The following is a 17,140-nucleotide window of genomic DNA, read 5'->3' as shown; positions in this document are numbered from 1 at the left end:
TTAGCAGATGGCGTTAATACGCACTAGCTCCCCCCATCTACATAAGGCCAGTAGTACGGCTGATGTGATGCGTTTATTGATACTCGCAACCTTACCTGGTTTGGCTGCGATGACGTTCTTTTTTGGTTGGGGCACCTTAATCAATGTTATTTGGGCATGCTTGCTTGCGGTAGGTTTTGAAGCAGCCATTGTTAAACTACGTAAGCGCCCATTAGGTTTTTATCTTAAAGACTACAGTGCAATCGTTACGGCTTTGTTATTAGGTCTCGCGTTACCTCCATTTGCACCTTGGTGGGTGACAATGGTCGGTGTATTCGTCGCTATTGTCATCGCTAAACACCTGTATGGCGGTCTTGGCCAAAATCCTTTCAACCCTGCCATGGTTGCTTATGCACTGTTGCTGGTTTCTTTCCCTGTACAGATGACGAGTTGGGCAGAACCTTTCGTGCTTAATGGTCCTGAAGGTAGCTGGAGTGTCCTCGGCTTTGGGCAAACACTTGGTTTGATTTTTGGGTCGGTAGATCCTGCGCTAATGGATGCATATACGGGTGCGACACCGCTTGATGCTATGCGTCATCGCAGTGGATTAACAACAGAAGAAGTTTGGCGCTCGGTTCCTGTTTTATCAGAAGGCATTGGAGCTTGGCATGCGGTGAGTGCTGCTTATTTGATGGGCGGTGTCTTCTTAATCTACCGTAAAGTGTTCACCATCCACACGCCTGTGGCTGTGTTAGGTTCGCTAGCGGTTATATCAACACTATTTCATATTATTGATCCATCTTCGTTTGCTGGTCCGTTTTTCCACCTAACGGCGGGTGCAACAATGTTAGGGGCGTTCTTTATTGCAACGGACCCAGTAACATCTGCAACTAGCAATCGTGGCAAGATCTATTTTGGTATCGGAATTGGTGTATTGGTTTATATTATTCGTGGTTGGGGTGGTTACCCTGATGCGATTGCATTTGCCGTATTGTTGATGAATTTGTCCGCTCCCTTTATCGATCAATATACCCAGCCTCGAACTTATGGCCATGCAAAATCGAAGCGTGGCATGAAGGGGGGCTCATAATGCAGTTATTTAGTGCGATTAAATCCAGTACTGTTGCGATCAGTTTATTTGCCGTGGTGTGTGCTGCGGTGATTGCAATCACTCAAGTATCGACTCAAGATGCGATTGCTAAAAATGAACGTGAATTTAAAGCAAAAGCTTTATATGAGATTGTTCCTCGCGACACGATCGATAATCAGTTGCTGCAGGATACGTTTGAACTTCAGGTCGCTGAGTTAGGTCATAAAGCGCCTGTAACGGCTTATCGAGCGCGTAAAGGTGGCATAGTTAAAGCCGTTATTTTGCCGGTTGTTGCGCCAGATGGTTACAGTGGAAACATCAGTTTTATTGTTGGTATTAATGCCGATAGTACTGTTGCTGGCGTGCGTGTTTTAGTACATAAAGAAACGCCAGGCTTAGGTGATAAAGTAGAAACTAAAAAGTCTGATTGGATCTACAGTTTTAACGGCCGTGCTAAAGCGACAGAAAGCAACGGTATTTGGGCAGTAAAAAAAGATGGCGGTCAGTTTGATCAGTTTACCGGTGCCACGATTACGCCTCGTGCGATCGTAAACGCGGTAGGTCGAGCACTAGACTACTTTGAAGCCAACCGTATTGCATTGCTAGAAGTTAAGCCTGAACAGCAAGATAACAATCAGGAGGTATCCAACTAATGGCTGCTGATTATAAAAAAATTTCTATGGACGGCTTGTGGGACAATAACCCTGCGTTAGTTCAATTACTTGGGCTATGTCCGTTGCTAGCAGTAACAGGTACTGTGGTTAATGCTATCGGTTTGGGTATTGCTAGTATTCTGGTATTGCTCGGTTCTAACCTCACGGTGTCTGCGTTCCGTAAGTTTGTACCTGATTCTGTTCGTCTGCCGATCTTTGTAATGATTATTGCCTCATTTGTTACAGCAATTGAGCTGTTAATGAAGGCATTCACTTACGAGCTATACCTCATCTTAGGCATCTTTATCCCTTTGATTGTTACTAACTGTGCCATTATGGGGCGTGCTGATGCTTTTGCATGTAAAAACCCTGTTAAAGAGTCATTGTTAGACGGCTTGATGATGGGACTAGGCTTCACCGCCGTATTGGTGATCTTAGGTGCGATGCGTGAAGTGCTTGGTCTAGGAACGCTATTTAGCGATATGCACCTTCTATTTGGCCCGATAGCAGCTGATTGGAAAATAACAGTTGTTGATGACTATACTGGTTTCTTATTTGCGGTTTTACCGCCTGGTGCCTTTGTGGGTATGGGCTTATTAATTGCGCTTAAAAACATTGTTGATGCGCGTGCGAAAGAGCGTCTAGCTCAACAAACACCAGATGAAGGCGCTAAGCCAGAACGTGTTCGCATAACTGGCTAACTATGCCAAAGATTACCTGATCTTTTCTCTCTTTTAGCCTTAGCAGAATTGCCTTCTGCTAAGGCATACATTAGGCTGTTAGCTTACTGTTTTCCTTGGTTATTATTCTTTAGGAAGGATTGTGAGCCAGCCTGTTCCTGTAGTTATTTGTGATGATTCCCGTCTAGCACGTAAACAAATGGCATCTGCCCTGCGTGGATGGAATGTCGAAGTAACGTTTGCTGAACATGGTCTAGAAGGTCTTGAAGCAATTAGGGCTGGCAAGGGTGATATTCTTTTCCTTGATTTGACCATGCCGATTATGGATGGTTATCAGGCGCTTGAACGTATTCGCCAAGACGATCTTCCTACAATGGTAATAGTCGTTTCGGGTGATATTCAGCCGGAAGCGCAATCAAGAGTAGAAGAGTTAGGTGCACTGGCTTTTATCAAAAAGCCCACATCTCCCGAAATTATCTCCGAAGTCCTACAACGTTTTGGTTTGTTAAGCGAGCTGGAACATCCGGTCATTGTTGAAGAGCAGATCGACACTCCACTTGCTTTGCCTGAGTATTATCAAGAGATCGCAAATGTTGCGATGGGCCAAGCGGGCAGTATGTTAGGTAGTTTGTTAAAGACATTTGTTCATCTGCCTATTCCAGTTGTAAAAATGGTTGCGGCTTCAGAGCTAGCGAATCAGCTTAAAATCGCATCAGAAAATCAGCATGAGCTCATTAGTCAAGGCTTTATCGGCTCGGGTGTAGCGGGTGAGGCATTGCTATTGTTACAAACCGGTAATTTAGACCGAGTGGCAAGATTAATGGGGATGACTGAGAATGGAGAGTATTCAGAATCAGATCTATTGATGTCACTAGCGAATGCTCTCATTGGCGCGTTTATCTCTGGCTTTGCGCAGCAGATGGATCTTGTGTTTAGCCGAGCAACCCCCAATATTTTGCATGATGTTGATAGGGTTTGTGATCAAGTGGGATCTTTAGGTCAAACCATGACTATTTCCGTTGATTATCAGTTACCGGAATATGACTTTCAGTGTGAACTTATTTTGGCATTTACCCCCGATTCATTACCCGCATTGCAGAAGATTGCGAGTTATTTTGAATGAATAATCAGAACTTCCAAGAGATCGATGAGTTACATTGGACATTAGGGTTGATTCAAAACCTTGAGGTAGGTCTGGTTGTTGTTGATCGTGCGGGCATAATTAAGTTGTGGAATGGTTTTATGGAAAATCATTCTGGAATATCCGGTATGAAGCTAACGGATCATTCTATTTTTGCTAAATTTCCAGAACTACCTTGTCGTTGGTTAAAGCAAAAATTGGAATCGGTCTTCCTGCTAAGAAATCCTGCATATATTTCCTGGGAACAACGTCCTTATCTTTTCCATTTTAAGAGCAACCGCCCGATTACTGGCAGTGCGCCATTTATGTATCAAAATGTCACTTTGATCCCGCTAACTTCACCAACAGGGGAAGTTGATCATGTAGGGATATTGATTTATGACGTAACGGATACAGCGATTGGTCAGATCGAATTGCAACAAGCCAATGATCAATTGAAGGCTTTGAGTCGAGAAGACCGATTAACTGGTTTGAACAATCGTGGCTATTGGGAAGAGTGCCTTAACCAAGAGTTTGAGCGTTTTAATCGTAGTCAGGAAGTCAGCAGCTTAGTGATGTTTGATATCGACCACTTTAAACGAGTGAATGATACCTATGGACATCAAGCTGGGGATGAAATTATTCGTGCTGTGGCTCAAGCGCTAACAGATCAAGCGCGTAAAACTGACTTTCTCGGGCGTTATGGTGGCGAAGAGTTTGGAGCGATTTTGACTGGCACAAAAGGTGAAAATGCGATGATCTTCGCAGAGCGTCTACGTTCCCGTATAGAGAACCTCGTTGTGCCTTATGGCGAACATCAATTAAAAGTTACCATTAGCTTGGGTGTTTCTGAGCTAAATTACGAGCAACAAACGCCTATGCAATGGCTAGAGGAAGCTGATCAAGCTCTCTACAAATCTAAACAGAGCGGTCGTAATTGGGTTAGTCTTTATGGCGATTACAACTAAAGCACTTCAAGATATCTAGTAATGAACAAGCAAAAAAGACACGAAATCTTCACCCGTTGGCGTGACGATAATCCTCATCCTACGACTGAACTAGAATATAGCTCTCCTTTTGAACTCCTGATTGCCGTTATACTCTCTGCTCAGGCGACTGATGTAGGCGTGAACAAAGCAACTCGAAAGCTTTACCCCGTTGCGAATACTCCAGAGGCAATCTATGCATTGGGTGTAGATGGTTTAAAGGAATATATTAAAACCATCGGTTTGTTTAACACTAAAGCCGAGAATGTTATTAAGACCTGTAAGGCTTTGGTCGACAAGCATGGGTCAGAAGTGCCAGATAATCGTGCTGATTTAGAAGCGCTTCCTGGTGTAGGGCGTAAGACAGCCAATGTCGTTTTGAATACCGCCTTTGGCCAACCTGCAATGGCTGTGGATACCCATATATTCCGAGTCTCAAACCGTACTAAAATTGCACCAGGCAAAAACGTCAATGAAGTTGAGCAGAAACTTATGCGTTTTGTTCCGAAAGAGTTTTTAATCGATGCACATCATTGGCTCATTTTACATGGCCGATATACCTGCGTAGCTCGCAAGCCGAAATGTGGTTCCTGCCTTATTGAAGATCTATGCGAGTACAAAGAAAAGACTGAATTCTAGTTTTTATTCGCTTAGGGGGTAGAAATAGTTATCCCATGAATATGTGGATAACTATATTGATAAGTTTTGGGTAGATGGCTGTAAGCTAGTAAATACAGGGCTTTAGCTTTGTTGTGCTATTTCTGAACATGTAATAAATCTTTTACTTTTCAACAAGTTAATTTAGAGATGGTTAATCGGTTACAAGCTGGTTGAAATTTATCCACATTGAATAAGGACGTAATTTAAGTGTGGATTATATTTGTTTAACATAGATGTTACGTAATTTCTTATACTTCCCATTTAATCGAACTTACAAGGTATGTGTGTCCTCACATTATTCGAATTCACGTAACTAGATCTGTTTGAAAAGGGCGTGTGTTGCTCGAGTTATATACAAATAATGGTTCGATTTAATTAAGCAGACGAACAAAATTTGTGTATAAATTTAATCATTCCTGTATAGATTAAAACTTGCTGCAAAAGTAGCTACTCTTGCTTAGGAGCTGTGGTTGGAAATAGTAGAAAGTGCTTGGCGTGTTTATATTTTAAAGTGTGCTGATGGAACCTTATATACTGGAATAACTAACAATCTTGAGCGTCGTATTCGCCAGCATAATGGTGAGCTTGTGGGTGGTGCGAAGTACACTAGAGTGCGCAGGCCTGTATCACTTTTTTGGCAAGAGGTACATCTTGATCGTTCCAGTGCATCTAAGCGCGAGTATGAAATCAAACGCCTGTCACGACAGAAAAAAGAGCATTTGGTTGGAAGTTAGTTTCAACAGAAAATAAAAAAATTGCCGGCAGTGATTACCGGCAATTGGGGAAAATCATAATCAGGCCCTCTCGAACTGTAGATCCTACCAACCGCTTTGGGGTAGGGTTGGTAGGCACCCTAAAATTCACCTGATTATGATCGAAGAGGTTGCCCTATATTACGGAGTTAGGAAAGTACTCGCTTTATAGGTGTAGAAGGTCTCGTTTCTGAAGTTAAACTGGATCTTCGTGCTTTTATCTAAGTTGCCCGGTACCGCACAGACTTGATAAATCTTGATCGCATTTTGTTTGTTTAATTCAATCTTTGCAGGGCCTTTAAGTTTGAACTGCTGATCGCTATCTACACCTTGAACGCTGACAGAAAGCTGTTTCAAATCAGGTAGGAAGGATTCCAGTTCGATTTGGTAACTATTGCAGACCTCATTACCTACCACTTGGTAAAGCTGACCACGTTCTCTAGCCACTTCAATTAACAGCTCTGTACGGTTATGCATACCGTAAACAACACCCCATACGGTAATAATCAGAATTGTCATATAAGCGATTAATCTTGGGCGCAAGATTGGCTGTTTTGGTGGTGCTTCTTTTGGCGTATTTCTCTCAATAGCTTGAAGCTGTTTTTCAGAATAAAACTCAATTAGTCCAGTTGGGCGGCCTAACTTAGTCATGACGTTATCACAGGCATCAATACAGGCACCGCAATCGATACAAGCTGCTTGTAGTCCATCGCGAATATCTATACCTGTCGGACAAACCTGCACACAAATACCGCAATCGATGCAATCGCCAGGGTTTTCCTCTGTACCGCGTAGGTGGGTACGCGGCTCTCCGCGTAGCGGGTTATAAGCGACGGTACGTGTATCCTCGTCAAACATCACTCCTTGGAAACGGGAGTAGGGGCACATATGCAAACATACTTTCTCACGGACAAGGCCGGCATTGAAGTAGGTGAGCAGTGCCATGGAGATAATCCATGTGAATACGAAGAGTGAAGCTTCTAAGCTGAAGATCGATTGTAGTAGCTGCTCGATAGGGACGAAATAGCCGCTAAAGGTAACCGCTGTAGCGACTGAAACGAAAAGCCAAAGAGCATGTTTCAGAACACGTCGAACCAGTCGAACGCCTGACAGGGATTTATCTTCAGACTTTGATCGTAGCGCGGCGCGTCCTTCGGTCCAATCCTCAATGCGGATAAAGATCCAAGTCCAGATTGATTGAGGGCAGGCGAAACCACACCAAATACGCCCCCAGCCGACGGCCATAAAAAACAGCAGGCTGGACCCTGCAATCAATAAACCCGCTAATACCGGTAGGTCATACCAAGAAAATTCGGCACCAAAAAGGAAAATACGGTGGCTCTCAAAATCAAATAAAACCAGTGGATCACCATTAATACGAACCCATACAAGTCCAAAGAAGAGTGCCAGCATTGGCCAACTGGTGAAGCGCCTAAGGTTTTGGTAGAAGCCTTCGACTAGACGAACATGAAATTTTCCGTTGCCGGGAAGAGGGGGAGCTTCCTGAATCATAGTGATAGGAATCTCACTGTTACCTTGTTGTTGCATGTTGTGCTCACTTTGCTCATCGGTGATTGTGAACAACTGTACAGGAATACAAATTATAGGGGCAGGTTTAAAAAAAATAATTATAATAGGTACAGATTGTGGAGGGATTATGGATTTTCTGTACCAAAATTTAGAGCAGACATTGGCCGATTCGATTAAAAATGGCGATCTACCCGCGGGGAGTAAACTACCTTCGATCCGTGCTCAGTGTGAACAACAAGGTTTATCTAAAGCAACTGTGATTCATGCTTATCAGCGCTTGGAAGCAGCTGGTTTGATCGAGTCTCGTTTTAAATCAGGTTTTTATGTCTGTAGTTTGCCTAAGGCTCATCCTACCCCCTCTCGGCCTGAACTCTCTGTTGCGCCTCAGCTTGTCGATATGAGCGATCTCATTCGCGACATTATGGAGCGTAATGCTGCTTTCGATATCTTTCCCCAAGAGCAAGGCTATATGGATATGCCGGTGGGTATTACTGAGCTGAATCGTAGCATTGGCAGGGCGTTACGTCGGCAGAAATGTAATGACCATCAATATTATGATGAACCATCCGGCTTATTGGAGTTGAGAGAGCATCTCTCAGAGCGTTATCGTCGAACAGGTTGTCACTTTAGTGCCGCTGACGTCACAATTACCGCAGGCTGCCAACATGGGCTCTCATTAGCTTTGCAATTAAGCTGTAAGCCGGGGGATATAGTAGCGGTGGAGTCACCTGGGTTTTATGGCGTGTTACAACTTATCGAAAGCATGGGGTTAAAAGTGCTGGAGATTCCCGTCTCTGCCCATACCGGGATGTCGACAGAGGCGTTGGAACAGGCGTTAGAAGAGTGGGAGATTAAAGCCTGTATAGTTACGCCATCGTTTGCGACACCCAGTGGGGCTTTGATGCCGGTCTCTGCTCGTGAGCATCTTTTGTCTTTGGCAAGTAAGCACGATTTTGTTGTGGTTGAGGATGACATATACGGCGACTTAGCGTTTGGTCAGCGTGTTCCACCATTAAAAAGTATGGACCGTGAAAGTCGAGTGATTCTGTGCGGTTCATACTCCAAGTCAGTTTCAAGAGAGCTGCGTTTAGGTTGGATTATTGCGGCTGAACAGAAGCAGTTGATGCGCCTTAAGATGGTGAACCTACTTGCCCTAAATAAATTTACCCAGCAAGGGTTGGTCGATTTCCTCAAAGAGGGCGCCTACGAGAAACATCTGAAAAAGCAGAAGATGCTCTTGCAGCAGCAGAGGGATCAGCTCATTCAGTTACTTTCTCAAGAGTGGGGCGAATTGGGTGTGATTAGAGTGAGCCAACCGCAAGGTGGTTTGACCTTATGGGTAGAATTGGAAGACAGTTATGATCTGACTTCGGTGTATTTGAAAGCCCGAAGTGAAGGTATATTAATCACCCCAGGTCATCTCTTTACAGCGCAAAATCAGTATCGTAATTGTTTACGGTTAAGTTTTGCCCATGCTTGGAATGAAGCTCGACGTGACGCTTTGATCCGTTTAGCTTGCTTAATCAAAGAGACTCAAACGGACGAGAATACAGAGTAAACGGTCATGGATTTGAGCTAAGCACCTATAGTATATTGTTATGTTATAACAACTTTAACTGTATCGATGGTTTCGAGATGATTTTAAATAAAGTTTTTCGTTTAGCGGCTTTATCTACAGCTGTGTTGGCAGGTCCTGTAATGGCTGAAGGCCATCAACATGAAGCACATGTTCATGGTATTGCCGAGCTAAATTTTGTTATTGAAGGTAATGTAGCGGAGATGGAACTACGTTCCCCTCTAATGAACATTGCTGGATTTGAGCACGAAGCGGTAAGTGCTGAAGACAAACAAAAAATTAAAAGTGCTACTAAGCAGCTAAAAGATGCTTATGCGCGTGTTAAATTTCCAGATGATGCGCTATGTATTGTTGATGACACTAAAGTGACGATCGGTGCTGAGAAAGATGAGCACGCGCATCATGACCATGCAGCTCATCATGATAAACACCACGGTCATGAAGATCATCACGACCACCATAAGCACGACGACCATCATGATCATTCTGATCACCACGATAATCATAAACATGAAGGGCATCATGACCATGACAAGCATAATGATCATGGTGAAGAAACACATCGCAACATTACAGCGCATTATCACTTCCAATGTGTTAACCCTGAGAAAATAAATGCAGTAACATTAGATTTCTTTAGCCATTTCCCTCACATGGAAACTGTGAAAGTAAACGTGCTAAATGGTGCTGATATCCGCTCAGTGGAACTCACGCCTAAGCAGAGGGTCTTAGAGCTTTAACCAAGGAATCAAAATGCCAAGTGCTGTTGAAATTGATGCCTTAACCTTTAGATGGAACCGACATACACACGGGATTACGGTTCCTTCTTTTGAGTTGAAGCAGGCCGAAAGGGTCTTTATTAAAGGCCCTTCGGGAAGTGGTAAGAGTACATTGCTCAATCTGTTGGGGGGGATGATTGCCCCGTCTTCCGGCTCTATCAAAATATTAGAGCAAGATGTGGGCGCTTTTACTTCTCGTAAGATGGATCGTTTTCGTGCCGACCACATCGGTTTTATATTTCAGCAGTTTAATCTGTTACCCCATCTTGATCTGATCGACAATGTCGCGTTGCCCTGCCATTTCTCCGCTTCTCGTAAAACGAGAGCCGAAGAAAAATACGGCAGCGTTAGCGAAGGTGCTAAATATCTGCTACAGGAATTAGGGTTAGGGGATAGTGTTACCAAAGGACGCAAGGTATTAGCGCTTTCCACAGGTCAGCAGCAACGCGTGGCTGTGGCTAGGGCGATGCTTGGCTCGCCTAGGCTTATCATTGCGGATGAACCAACCTCGGCTTTAGATACTGAACATAGAGATATGTTTATGCAGCTTTTATGTAAACAGTGTGAATCGGTTGGGGCTGCTCTGATGATGGTGAGTCATGATCCAAACTTAGAGCAGTATTTCTCGAGGGTTGAACGATTAGTTCCTAGTACTGATGGGGGCTTCACGTTGTGATCTTATTTCGTTTAACTTGGCAGAGCTTACTCAATCGTAAGAGTACTATCTTACTGACTGTCTTGTCGCTAAGTGTAAGTATCATGTTGGTTATGGCGGTAGATACGCTGAGAACTCAGACCAAAAGCAGTTTCTCCTCCACTGTATCTGGTACCGATCTGATTGTTGGGGCTAAAGGTGGCTCCATCAACTTATTGCTCTATTCGGTGTTCCGCTTAGGCGATGCTACTAACAATCTTTCGTGGAGTAGCTATCAGGCGATTAGCCGTCACTCAAAGGTGGCTTGGAGCATTCCTTTTTCATTGGGTGATTCTCATCGTGGTTATCCAGTATTAGGGACATCGTCTGATTACTTTAAGTACTTTCGATACGGCAAAAAACAACCTTTAGCTTTGGAGCAAGGCAAAGCGTTTGAAGGTGTGTTTGATGTTGTGATTGGCTCTGATGTAGCGGAAAAGTTGCAATACAAGTTAGGCGATTCTGTTGTGATCGCTCATGGTCGAGGTAACGCCTCTCTGGTTGAGCATGATGATAAGCCTTTTAAAGTCGTTGGTATTCTTGAGCCTACTGGGACCCCTGTAGATCAAACACTGCACGTGAGTTTAGCGGCTATTGAAGCGATTCATATCGATTGGAAAGCGGGTGTGCAAATACCCGGATCTGGTGGGGTTTATACGGAAGAGCAACTAAGCAAGCTACAGCCAAAACAGATCACAGCGTTTATGCTTGGGTTAACATCGCGCTTTTCTACTTTCCACCTGCAAAGATCTATCAATCAATACACAAAAGAACCATTACAAGCGATTATTCCCGGGTTGGCCTTACAGTCTTTGTGGCAGATGTTCTCTTTGGCAGAACAAGCTTTGCTGGTGGTGTCAGGCCTGGTGATCATATCTAGCATGCTAGGTTTGATGACCTTGTTGCTAGCCAGCCTTAATGAGCGACGTAGGGAGATAGCGATCCTTCGTTCAGTTGGGGCGCGTCTCTGGCAAATATTATCTTTACTAATTTTGGAATCTTTTCTCGTTACAGCGATCAGTATTATATTGGGAATGCTCTTGTTGTACTTAAACTTGCTATTATTAGCACCTTGGCTTCAGACAGAATTTGGTGTTTGGTTAAGTATTACTGGGCCTACCTTATGGCAATGGCAGCTCATTGCTGTGCTATTACTATCTGGCACAGTGGTTGGTGCTGTACCTGGATATCGAGCGTACAAACAATCCCTGGCGGATGGTGTAGCAGTTAAAATTTAGTGGAGAGTGTAATGCTCAGTGGGCGATTCCCTTTTTGGCTATTTAGCCTAATTTTTTTGGCGTTGAGTAATGTTGCCACAGCAAATATGCTGAATGGTGAGAAAGTAGAAGAGGTTGAGTGGGAACAGTTAATGCCTGCGGACTTCTCGTTAGATGAGCTTTTGGGCATCACTGATGAGATGGCCATGATCGATGATTTTGATCCAAAAGCGCAGGAGTTATTGGACCAAATGATGGCTGCAATGCAGTCTGCTCCAGTTGTACCTGAAGTCGATGGCAAAATGATCAGGATTCCTGGTTATGTTGTACCTCTAGAATCGGAAGGCCAAACCGTAACGACCTTCTTTTTGGTTCCTTATTTTGGAGCCTGTATACATGTCCCACCGCCACCGTCCAACCAAATAATCCACGTCAATTTTGAGCCAGGCACTCATGTTGAAAACCTCTATGATGCCGTTTGGGTAACAGGGCGTATCAACACAGAGACCGTCAGCAATGATATGGCTACCTCCGGTTACATCATGGAAGCTTTTCAAATTGAACCTTACGATCTTTGATATTGGTCATACCAATTTACAGAAATATTAGGAATGGCTGGTTTAAGGGGGAAGGGCTAGGTAAAATTCCCGGCCTAACCACTTTTCAGAGACCTTGCCCCCGTGGATCAAATTGTTGAGCTAATTCTTGAATCTGGCCGTTCTGGCTTAGATATGGGGCTGTATATCCTACTGCCTATCATGGTTGTGATGTTATCACTCATGAAGCTCTTAGAGGCGAAAGGTGTACTTTGCTGGATCTCTAATATGTTGGCCCCCGTTTCCCGTATATTTGGTATTCCCGGCCTAGGTGTATTGGCGATGTTAAAGCTACTGTTTGTCAGCTTTATCGCGCCTTTAGCCACCTTAACCTTAATGGATAAAAACGGTACTTCCCGTCGTTATATCGCCGCTACATTAGCGATGGTGTTAGCTATGTCGCAAGCCAATGCGACTTTCCCGCTGAGCGCAGTTGGTTTGGATTTGGGTGTGACCTTGCTGACCTCTGTTGTGGGGGGCTTAGCCGCTGCAGCTTTTACCTATTACCTTTTAACGCGAAACCTGACCGATCCAGATACTCAAGAAACAGAGATAACAGCGGAAGTTGGCAGTAAAAAGTCGGTTATGCAACTGCTGGGTGAAGGTGGTAAAGAAGGGATGAAGCTTGTTCTTGATATGCTGCCAATGCTGATTTTAGCGATCTGCTGCGTCAATATTTTAAAGGTAACTGGAGCGATTGGTTTACTAAGCTCGGTACTGGCGCCTGCGCTAGGTTTGATCGGTTTACCTGAGACAACTGTACTACCACTGGTGACCAAGTTTATTGCAGGTGGCACGGCCTTTATGGGCGTGACGATCGACTTAGTCAATCAGGGCTTAATCACCGTCAACGAGCTAAACCGTATGGCTGGTTTTGCAACCAACCCACTTGATATTCTCGGTGTTGCTATATTTGCAGCTGCCGGCAAACGTATTGGCCAAGTTATTAGATATGCCGTATACGGTGGTTTGTTTGGCATGACGGTCAGAGGGATCATGCACCTGATTATTTTCTAAATCGGGTTCACGTTTTTAGCGATTCAGGACTAGTTGTGGACCTTTCTTGCCAGCTGAAATGGTGTGTTTAGCAAATACGCCGTAGATATGTCCGCAGCTGTCACAATAAGCGACTTGGAACCAAGCATGGCTATCTTTGGCTTGTTCGTTACTGTCTTTAGAGACTATGTGTTCAATGCCTTCTACCTTACATTCTGGACATTTGGGTTCAGCCATTTCGCTTATCCTTAATAGTTTTGAACGGTGGTACTTAGTTATCCAGAAACTCTAAAGGTTCCATAAAATTCAGACAGATACCAAGATCTGCCTGAATTCGGAAAATTTGAACTATTAAAGCTCAACATTCATCGCGGTAGAACCGCGAATCGCTTTCTCTTTGGCTTCCGTCACGCTGTTGTCACGAGCTAGTACCACACCCATGCGGCGTTGGCCCGTTACTTCTGGCTTGCCGAACAAACGTAGTTGAGTGTTAGGTTCTGCAAGTACCTGCTGAAGGTTACCAAAACGTGCTTGTTTGGATTCACCTTCAACCAAAATAACACTGGATGCAGAAGGACCGTGGAAATGAATATTCGGGATTGGCAAACCTAGAATTGCACGTGCATGAAGCGCAAATTCGGATAGATCTTGAGAGATCATCGTTACCATGCCAGTGTCATGTGGGCGAGGTGATACTTCGCTGAAGTAGACGTGATCGCCTTTGATGAACAACTCAACACCAAAAATGCCGTGTCCGCCAAGCGCTGCTGTTACTTTCTCTGCGATCTCTTTAGATACTTCCAGTGCTTTGTCGGTCATCTCTTGTGGTTGCCAAGATTGGCGGTAATCCCCACCCACTTGAACGTGACCAATTGGTTCACAGAAGCTTGTTTGGCTGTCGTGACGAACAGTCAGAAGCGTGATTTCATAATCGAAATCCACAAAGCCTTCGACAATCACTTTACCTTTACCAGCTCGACCGCCTTCTTGAGCATATTGCCAAGCTGCTTCTACTTCGTCTTCTGATTTGATTGTGCTTTGGCCTTTACCTGAAGAGCTCATGATCGGTTTTACAACACATGGGATTCCCACGTTTGTAATTGCGTCTTTGTACTCTTCGTAAGTTTCAGCAAACTGGTAAGGAGACGTTGGAATATCCAACTCTTCAGCAGCTAGGCGACGGATACCTTCACGGTTCATTGTCAATTGAGCAGCTCGAGCGGTAGGTACTACGTTGAAGCCTTCGTTTTCTAGCTCAACCAATGTATCTGTCGCGATCGCTTCGATCTCTGGAACGATAAGATCTGGCTTCTCTTCCTCGATCACTTTGCGAAGTGCTTCGCCATCTAACATAGAGATAACGTGGCTACGATGAGCTACCTGCATTCCTGGTGCATTTGGGTAGCGATCAACAACGATAACCTCCGCTCCCAAGCGCTGTAATTCGATGACTACTTCTTTACCTAGTTCGCCACCACCACACATTAATACACGGGTAGCTGAATTTGATAAAGGGGTCCCTATATGCAGCATTGTCCAATCCTCTGCGTGAAAAAATTTCAAGCATTATACGGTGCAAATCGCGCTAATCACCAGCAGAAAAAAGGGTATAAACTATACTCTAAAAGTGTTGTTTTTAGGGTTAAGGGTCATGAGAAGGCTAGTGTTTCTCGCCCCTACGGTGTCACAAGTAAATTCTGTTGTGGCTGACTTTCTGGCGGTTGGGATCGAAGACGAATCTATTCACTTTATTGCTGAAGACGCATCTCTAATCGAGAAAATATCAGCGCGCGCCGCGACCGACATAGAAACAACCGAACGTGAAAATGATCTAGATTGGGGCATGGTTGCAGGAGGCAGTTTTGGCCTCGCAGCTGGCCTTGTGGCAACCACAGTGCTAGGTCCGATTGGCTCAGCAGTCAGCGGTGGCACAGTGGTCATAAGTAGCATCCTTGGAATAGGTTTAGGAGGATGGCTCGGAAAGCTGGTTGGTGAAGACACTCCGGTACATTTGTTGGCAAAGTATAAGCATGCTTTACAGCAAGGGGGTGTACTAGTCATGGTGGATATTCCCGCAGAGCGAATGACGGAAACTCATAAGTTGATACGGCAGCATTGCCCTAAAGCGTTAGTCGAGATTATTCACCTGCACTGGGATCATCAACAGGCTGCATGACATAGATAGACCTTTTGCCTGAGAAGGCCGATTAGTCGGAGTATCCATCCGGCAGAAAGGGGCGATACCGTTCATGGTATCGCCCTTTGTTATTTAAGGCTTAGAGACTCTCGCCATTATTTCTTTAGATTTCTTTCATATAACAGCGTTTATGCTATTTCTTAAATAGGGAAGGAGAAGGAGATGTACTATGTCCAGAGGTCACGCACGATATCAGGAGAGACATCACGGTTTATCGTTATTTGGCAAAGATCTGGTGCGCCGTTGTAGTTCTCATTGTGAATTATGTAATGCGCAAGGCATTAAATTAGGCATATTTGAGGTGCCGCCTATTGTGACGGAGCCGAACTTTGAACATTGCATTATGATTTGTGATGTTTGTACGCAACAGATTGAGCGCCCTAAAACACGCGATAATAATCACTGGCGCTGCCTTAATAGTTCTATTTGGAGCCCTGTGCCTGCGGTAAAAGTGATGGCGATTGCTATGCTGCAAAACATTGCTCAGCAGGAACGTTGGGCGGTTGAACTGCTTGAGCAGGTATATTTAGAGCCTGATGAACAAACATGGTTAGAGGAAATTGATATTCCCTAATCGCTAATCAGTATCTATTTCGCCACACAGGCTGTTAGGAAATTGTTTCCGAATATCGTCCACAGATAACTTGTTTGCTAACAGGTAATGAAGCTTGCAGAAGGCTGCTTCTAAGGTCATCTCTCCCCCAGAAATAACACCGATCTCATTTAAAGCTTCACTGCAGGCATATTGTCCTTGGAGAATATCTGCTTGTAAGCATTGGCTGATATTAATGATAACAATCCCATTTTCGTGAGCTTTACGTAAAGCACTTAATAACGCTTTGTTGTTATCGGGTAGATTACCAACGCCGTAGCTTCTAAGGATAATTGCTTTTAATCCTTCACTTTCGAGAATGCTAGATGCTAGTTGTCCACAGATGCCAGGATAGATCGGCAAGATAGAAACCGCATTAGGGTCAAACGTTGGAGAGATGAAATTCTCTTTCTCACTAGGAATAAAGAGTCTGTTGTGTAACTCAATATGTAAACCGATCTGTCCGAGCCATGGAAAATTAGGGCTATCGAATGCATCTAGTCCGGTTGCTTTCACTTTACTTGCGCGATTTCCGCGTAATAGTCTTCCGCTAAAGTAGATAGAAATTTCATTAACTGGATGAAACGCCGCCAAAATCATCGATGTGATTAGATTATCTAGCGCATCGTTACGTAACTCAGACAGAGGGATTTGCGAACCTGTAAATATCACAGGCTTGTTTATTCCTTGAAGCATAAATGACAGCATAGATGCACTGTAAGCCATGGTATCTGTACCATGTAAAACGATAAACCCATCATACTGTTGGTAGTTTTGGATGATTAGATCGGCAATCTTATTCCAGTGCGATGGTTCAAGATTAGCGCTATCGATGAGCGGATTGAGTTCAATCATCTCAAAATCAGGCAGGGCTGAATGGTGAGAGTGTGCCAACCTGCTACGAATGACATCCTCAAACCCACTCATAGGGACATAGCCTTTATCAGAGGCTTGCATGCCGATGGTGCCGCCTGTGTAGATGAGTAGAACGTTTTGACTCATTTCCAATCTCCAGAATTAACCCGTTATATATACGTTGAACG

Annotated in this window: 19 protein-coding genes; 15 read left to right on the top strand and 4 right to left on the bottom strand. The window is 44.2% G+C overall.

The features are described from left to right. Positions 1 to 7 precede the first annotated feature (7 nt). The 7 genes from rsxD (at position 8) to ACMXYV_RS13515 (ending at position 5,902) form a co-directional block, all read left to right on the top strand. Positions 8 to 1,069 carry an electron transport complex subunit RsxD gene (rsxD, locus tag ACMXYV_RS13545; RefSeq protein WP_415888999.1) on the top strand — a complete coding sequence of 354 codons (1,062 nt, stop codon included), beginning with the start codon at positions 8 to 10 and terminating at the stop codon, positions 1,067 to 1,069. Further along, the gene (rsxG, locus tag ACMXYV_RS13540) at positions 1,069 to 1,722 is read left to right on the top strand and encodes an electron transport complex subunit RsxG (protein WP_415888998.1); all 654 of its coding nucleotides are present in this window, start codon (positions 1,069 to 1,071) and stop codon (positions 1,720 to 1,722) included. The genes rsxD and rsxG overlap by 1 nt, the downstream gene beginning before the upstream one ends. Then, the gene (locus ACMXYV_RS13535; RefSeq protein WP_415888997.1) at positions 1,722 to 2,423 is read left to right on the top strand and encodes an electron transport complex subunit E; all 702 of its coding nucleotides are present in this window, start codon (positions 1,722 to 1,724) and stop codon (positions 2,421 to 2,423) included. Before rsxG ends, ACMXYV_RS13535 begins: the two co-directional genes overlap by 1 nt. Before the next feature lie 121 nt (positions 2,424 to 2,544). Further along, entirely contained in the window at positions 2,545 to 3,525 is a 981-nt protein-coding gene (locus ACMXYV_RS13530) for a response regulator (protein WP_415888996.1), read from the top strand. After that, the gene (locus tag ACMXYV_RS13525; protein ID WP_415888995.1) at positions 3,522 to 4,490 is read left to right on the top strand and encodes a GGDEF domain-containing protein; all 969 of its coding nucleotides are present in this window, start codon (positions 3,522 to 3,524) and stop codon (positions 4,488 to 4,490) included. Before ACMXYV_RS13530 ends, ACMXYV_RS13525 begins: the two co-directional genes overlap by 4 nt. A 21-nt stretch (positions 4,491 to 4,511) precedes the next feature. After that, positions 4,512 to 5,147: an endonuclease III gene (gene nth, locus ACMXYV_RS13520; RefSeq protein ID WP_415888994.1), complete on the top strand. Its 636-nt coding sequence runs from the start codon at positions 4,512 to 4,514 to the stop codon at positions 5,145 to 5,147. A 491-nt stretch (positions 5,148 to 5,638) separates the two neighbouring features. Further along, positions 5,639 to 5,902 carry a GIY-YIG nuclease family protein gene (locus ACMXYV_RS13515; protein ID WP_415888993.1) on the top strand — a complete coding sequence of 88 codons (264 nt, stop codon included), beginning with the start codon at positions 5,639 to 5,641 and terminating at the stop codon, positions 5,900 to 5,902. 159 nt (positions 5,903 to 6,061) lie between these two features. Here the strand turns inward: ACMXYV_RS13515 and ccoG are convergent, their stop codons facing one another. Beyond that, a complete protein-coding gene (gene ccoG, locus ACMXYV_RS13510) occupies positions 6,062 to 7,468 on the bottom strand; it encodes a cytochrome c oxidase accessory protein CcoG (protein ID WP_415888992.1) in 1,407 nt (468 codons plus the stop codon). Between the two features lie 109 nt (positions 7,469 to 7,577). On the opposite strand from ccoG, the gene ACMXYV_RS13505 reads away from it, so the two are divergent. The 6 genes from ACMXYV_RS13505 (at position 7,578) to ACMXYV_RS13480 (ending at position 13,329) form a co-directional block, all read left to right on the top strand. Then, positions 7,578 to 9,008, top strand: coding sequence for a PLP-dependent aminotransferase family protein (locus tag ACMXYV_RS13505; protein WP_415888991.1), 1,431 nt, complete (start codon positions 7,578 to 7,580; stop codon positions 9,006 to 9,008). A 77-nt stretch (positions 9,009 to 9,085) separates the two neighbouring features. Beyond that, complete coding sequence (locus ACMXYV_RS13500; protein WP_415888990.1) at positions 9,086 to 9,766, top strand: ZrgA family zinc uptake protein; 681 nt, start codon at positions 9,086 to 9,088, stop codon at positions 9,764 to 9,766. A gap of 13 nt (positions 9,767 to 9,779) precedes the next feature. Next, positions 9,780 to 10,481 (top strand): ABC transporter ATP-binding protein, encoded by a 702-nt coding sequence (locus ACMXYV_RS13495; RefSeq protein WP_415888989.1) that lies wholly within the window; start codon positions 9,780 to 9,782, stop codon positions 10,479 to 10,481. Then, complete coding sequence (locus tag ACMXYV_RS13490) at positions 10,478 to 11,737, top strand: ABC transporter permease (protein WP_415888988.1); 1,260 nt, start codon at positions 10,478 to 10,480, stop codon at positions 11,735 to 11,737. Before ACMXYV_RS13495 ends, ACMXYV_RS13490 begins: the two co-directional genes overlap by 4 nt. Positions 11,738 to 11,748: 11 nt before the next feature. Beyond that, positions 11,749 to 12,294 (top strand): DUF3299 domain-containing protein, encoded by a 546-nt coding sequence (locus tag ACMXYV_RS13485; protein WP_415888987.1) that lies wholly within the window; start codon positions 11,749 to 11,751, stop codon positions 12,292 to 12,294. 102 nt (positions 12,295 to 12,396) lie between these two features. Continuing rightward, a complete protein-coding gene (locus ACMXYV_RS13480; RefSeq protein ID WP_415888986.1) occupies positions 12,397 to 13,329 on the top strand; it encodes a nucleoside recognition family protein in 933 nt (310 codons plus the stop codon). 15 nt (positions 13,330 to 13,344) lie between these two features. Here ACMXYV_RS13480 and ACMXYV_RS13475 read toward each other — a convergent pair whose 3' ends face one another. Next, positions 13,345 to 13,545, bottom strand: coding sequence for a transcriptional regulator (locus ACMXYV_RS13475; protein WP_415888985.1), 201 nt, complete (start codon positions 13,543 to 13,545; stop codon positions 13,345 to 13,347). A gap of 114 nt (positions 13,546 to 13,659) precedes the next feature. Further along, positions 13,660 to 14,841 (bottom strand): formate-dependent phosphoribosylglycinamide formyltransferase, encoded by a 1,182-nt coding sequence (gene purT / locus ACMXYV_RS13470; RefSeq protein WP_415888984.1) that lies wholly within the window; start codon positions 14,839 to 14,841, stop codon positions 13,660 to 13,662. A gap of 118 nt (positions 14,842 to 14,959) precedes the next feature. On the opposite strand from purT, the gene ACMXYV_RS13465 reads away from it, so the two are divergent. After that, positions 14,960 to 15,484 (top strand): hypothetical protein, encoded by a 525-nt coding sequence (locus tag ACMXYV_RS13465; protein ID WP_415888983.1) that lies wholly within the window; start codon positions 14,960 to 14,962, stop codon positions 15,482 to 15,484. Positions 15,485 to 15,674: 190 nt separating this feature from the next. Beyond that, a complete protein-coding gene (locus ACMXYV_RS13460; RefSeq protein ID WP_415888982.1) occupies positions 15,675 to 16,079 on the top strand; it encodes a phnA protein in 405 nt (134 codons plus the stop codon). A gap of 3 nt (positions 16,080 to 16,082) precedes the next feature. Here ACMXYV_RS13460 and ansA read toward each other — a convergent pair whose 3' ends face one another. Next, a complete protein-coding gene (gene ansA, locus ACMXYV_RS13455) occupies positions 16,083 to 17,099 on the bottom strand; it encodes an asparaginase (protein ID WP_415888981.1) in 1,017 nt (338 codons plus the stop codon). Between the last annotated feature and the right edge of the window lie 41 nt (positions 17,100 to 17,140).

The organism is Neptuniibacter sp. SY11_33 (assembly GCF_047778025.1).
Lineage (GTDB): Bacteria > Pseudomonadota > Gammaproteobacteria > Pseudomonadales > Balneatricaceae > Neptuniibacter.
The sequence above is the reverse complement of the archived record's forward strand: the minus strand, read 5'-3'. Positions and strand labels throughout refer to the sequence as shown.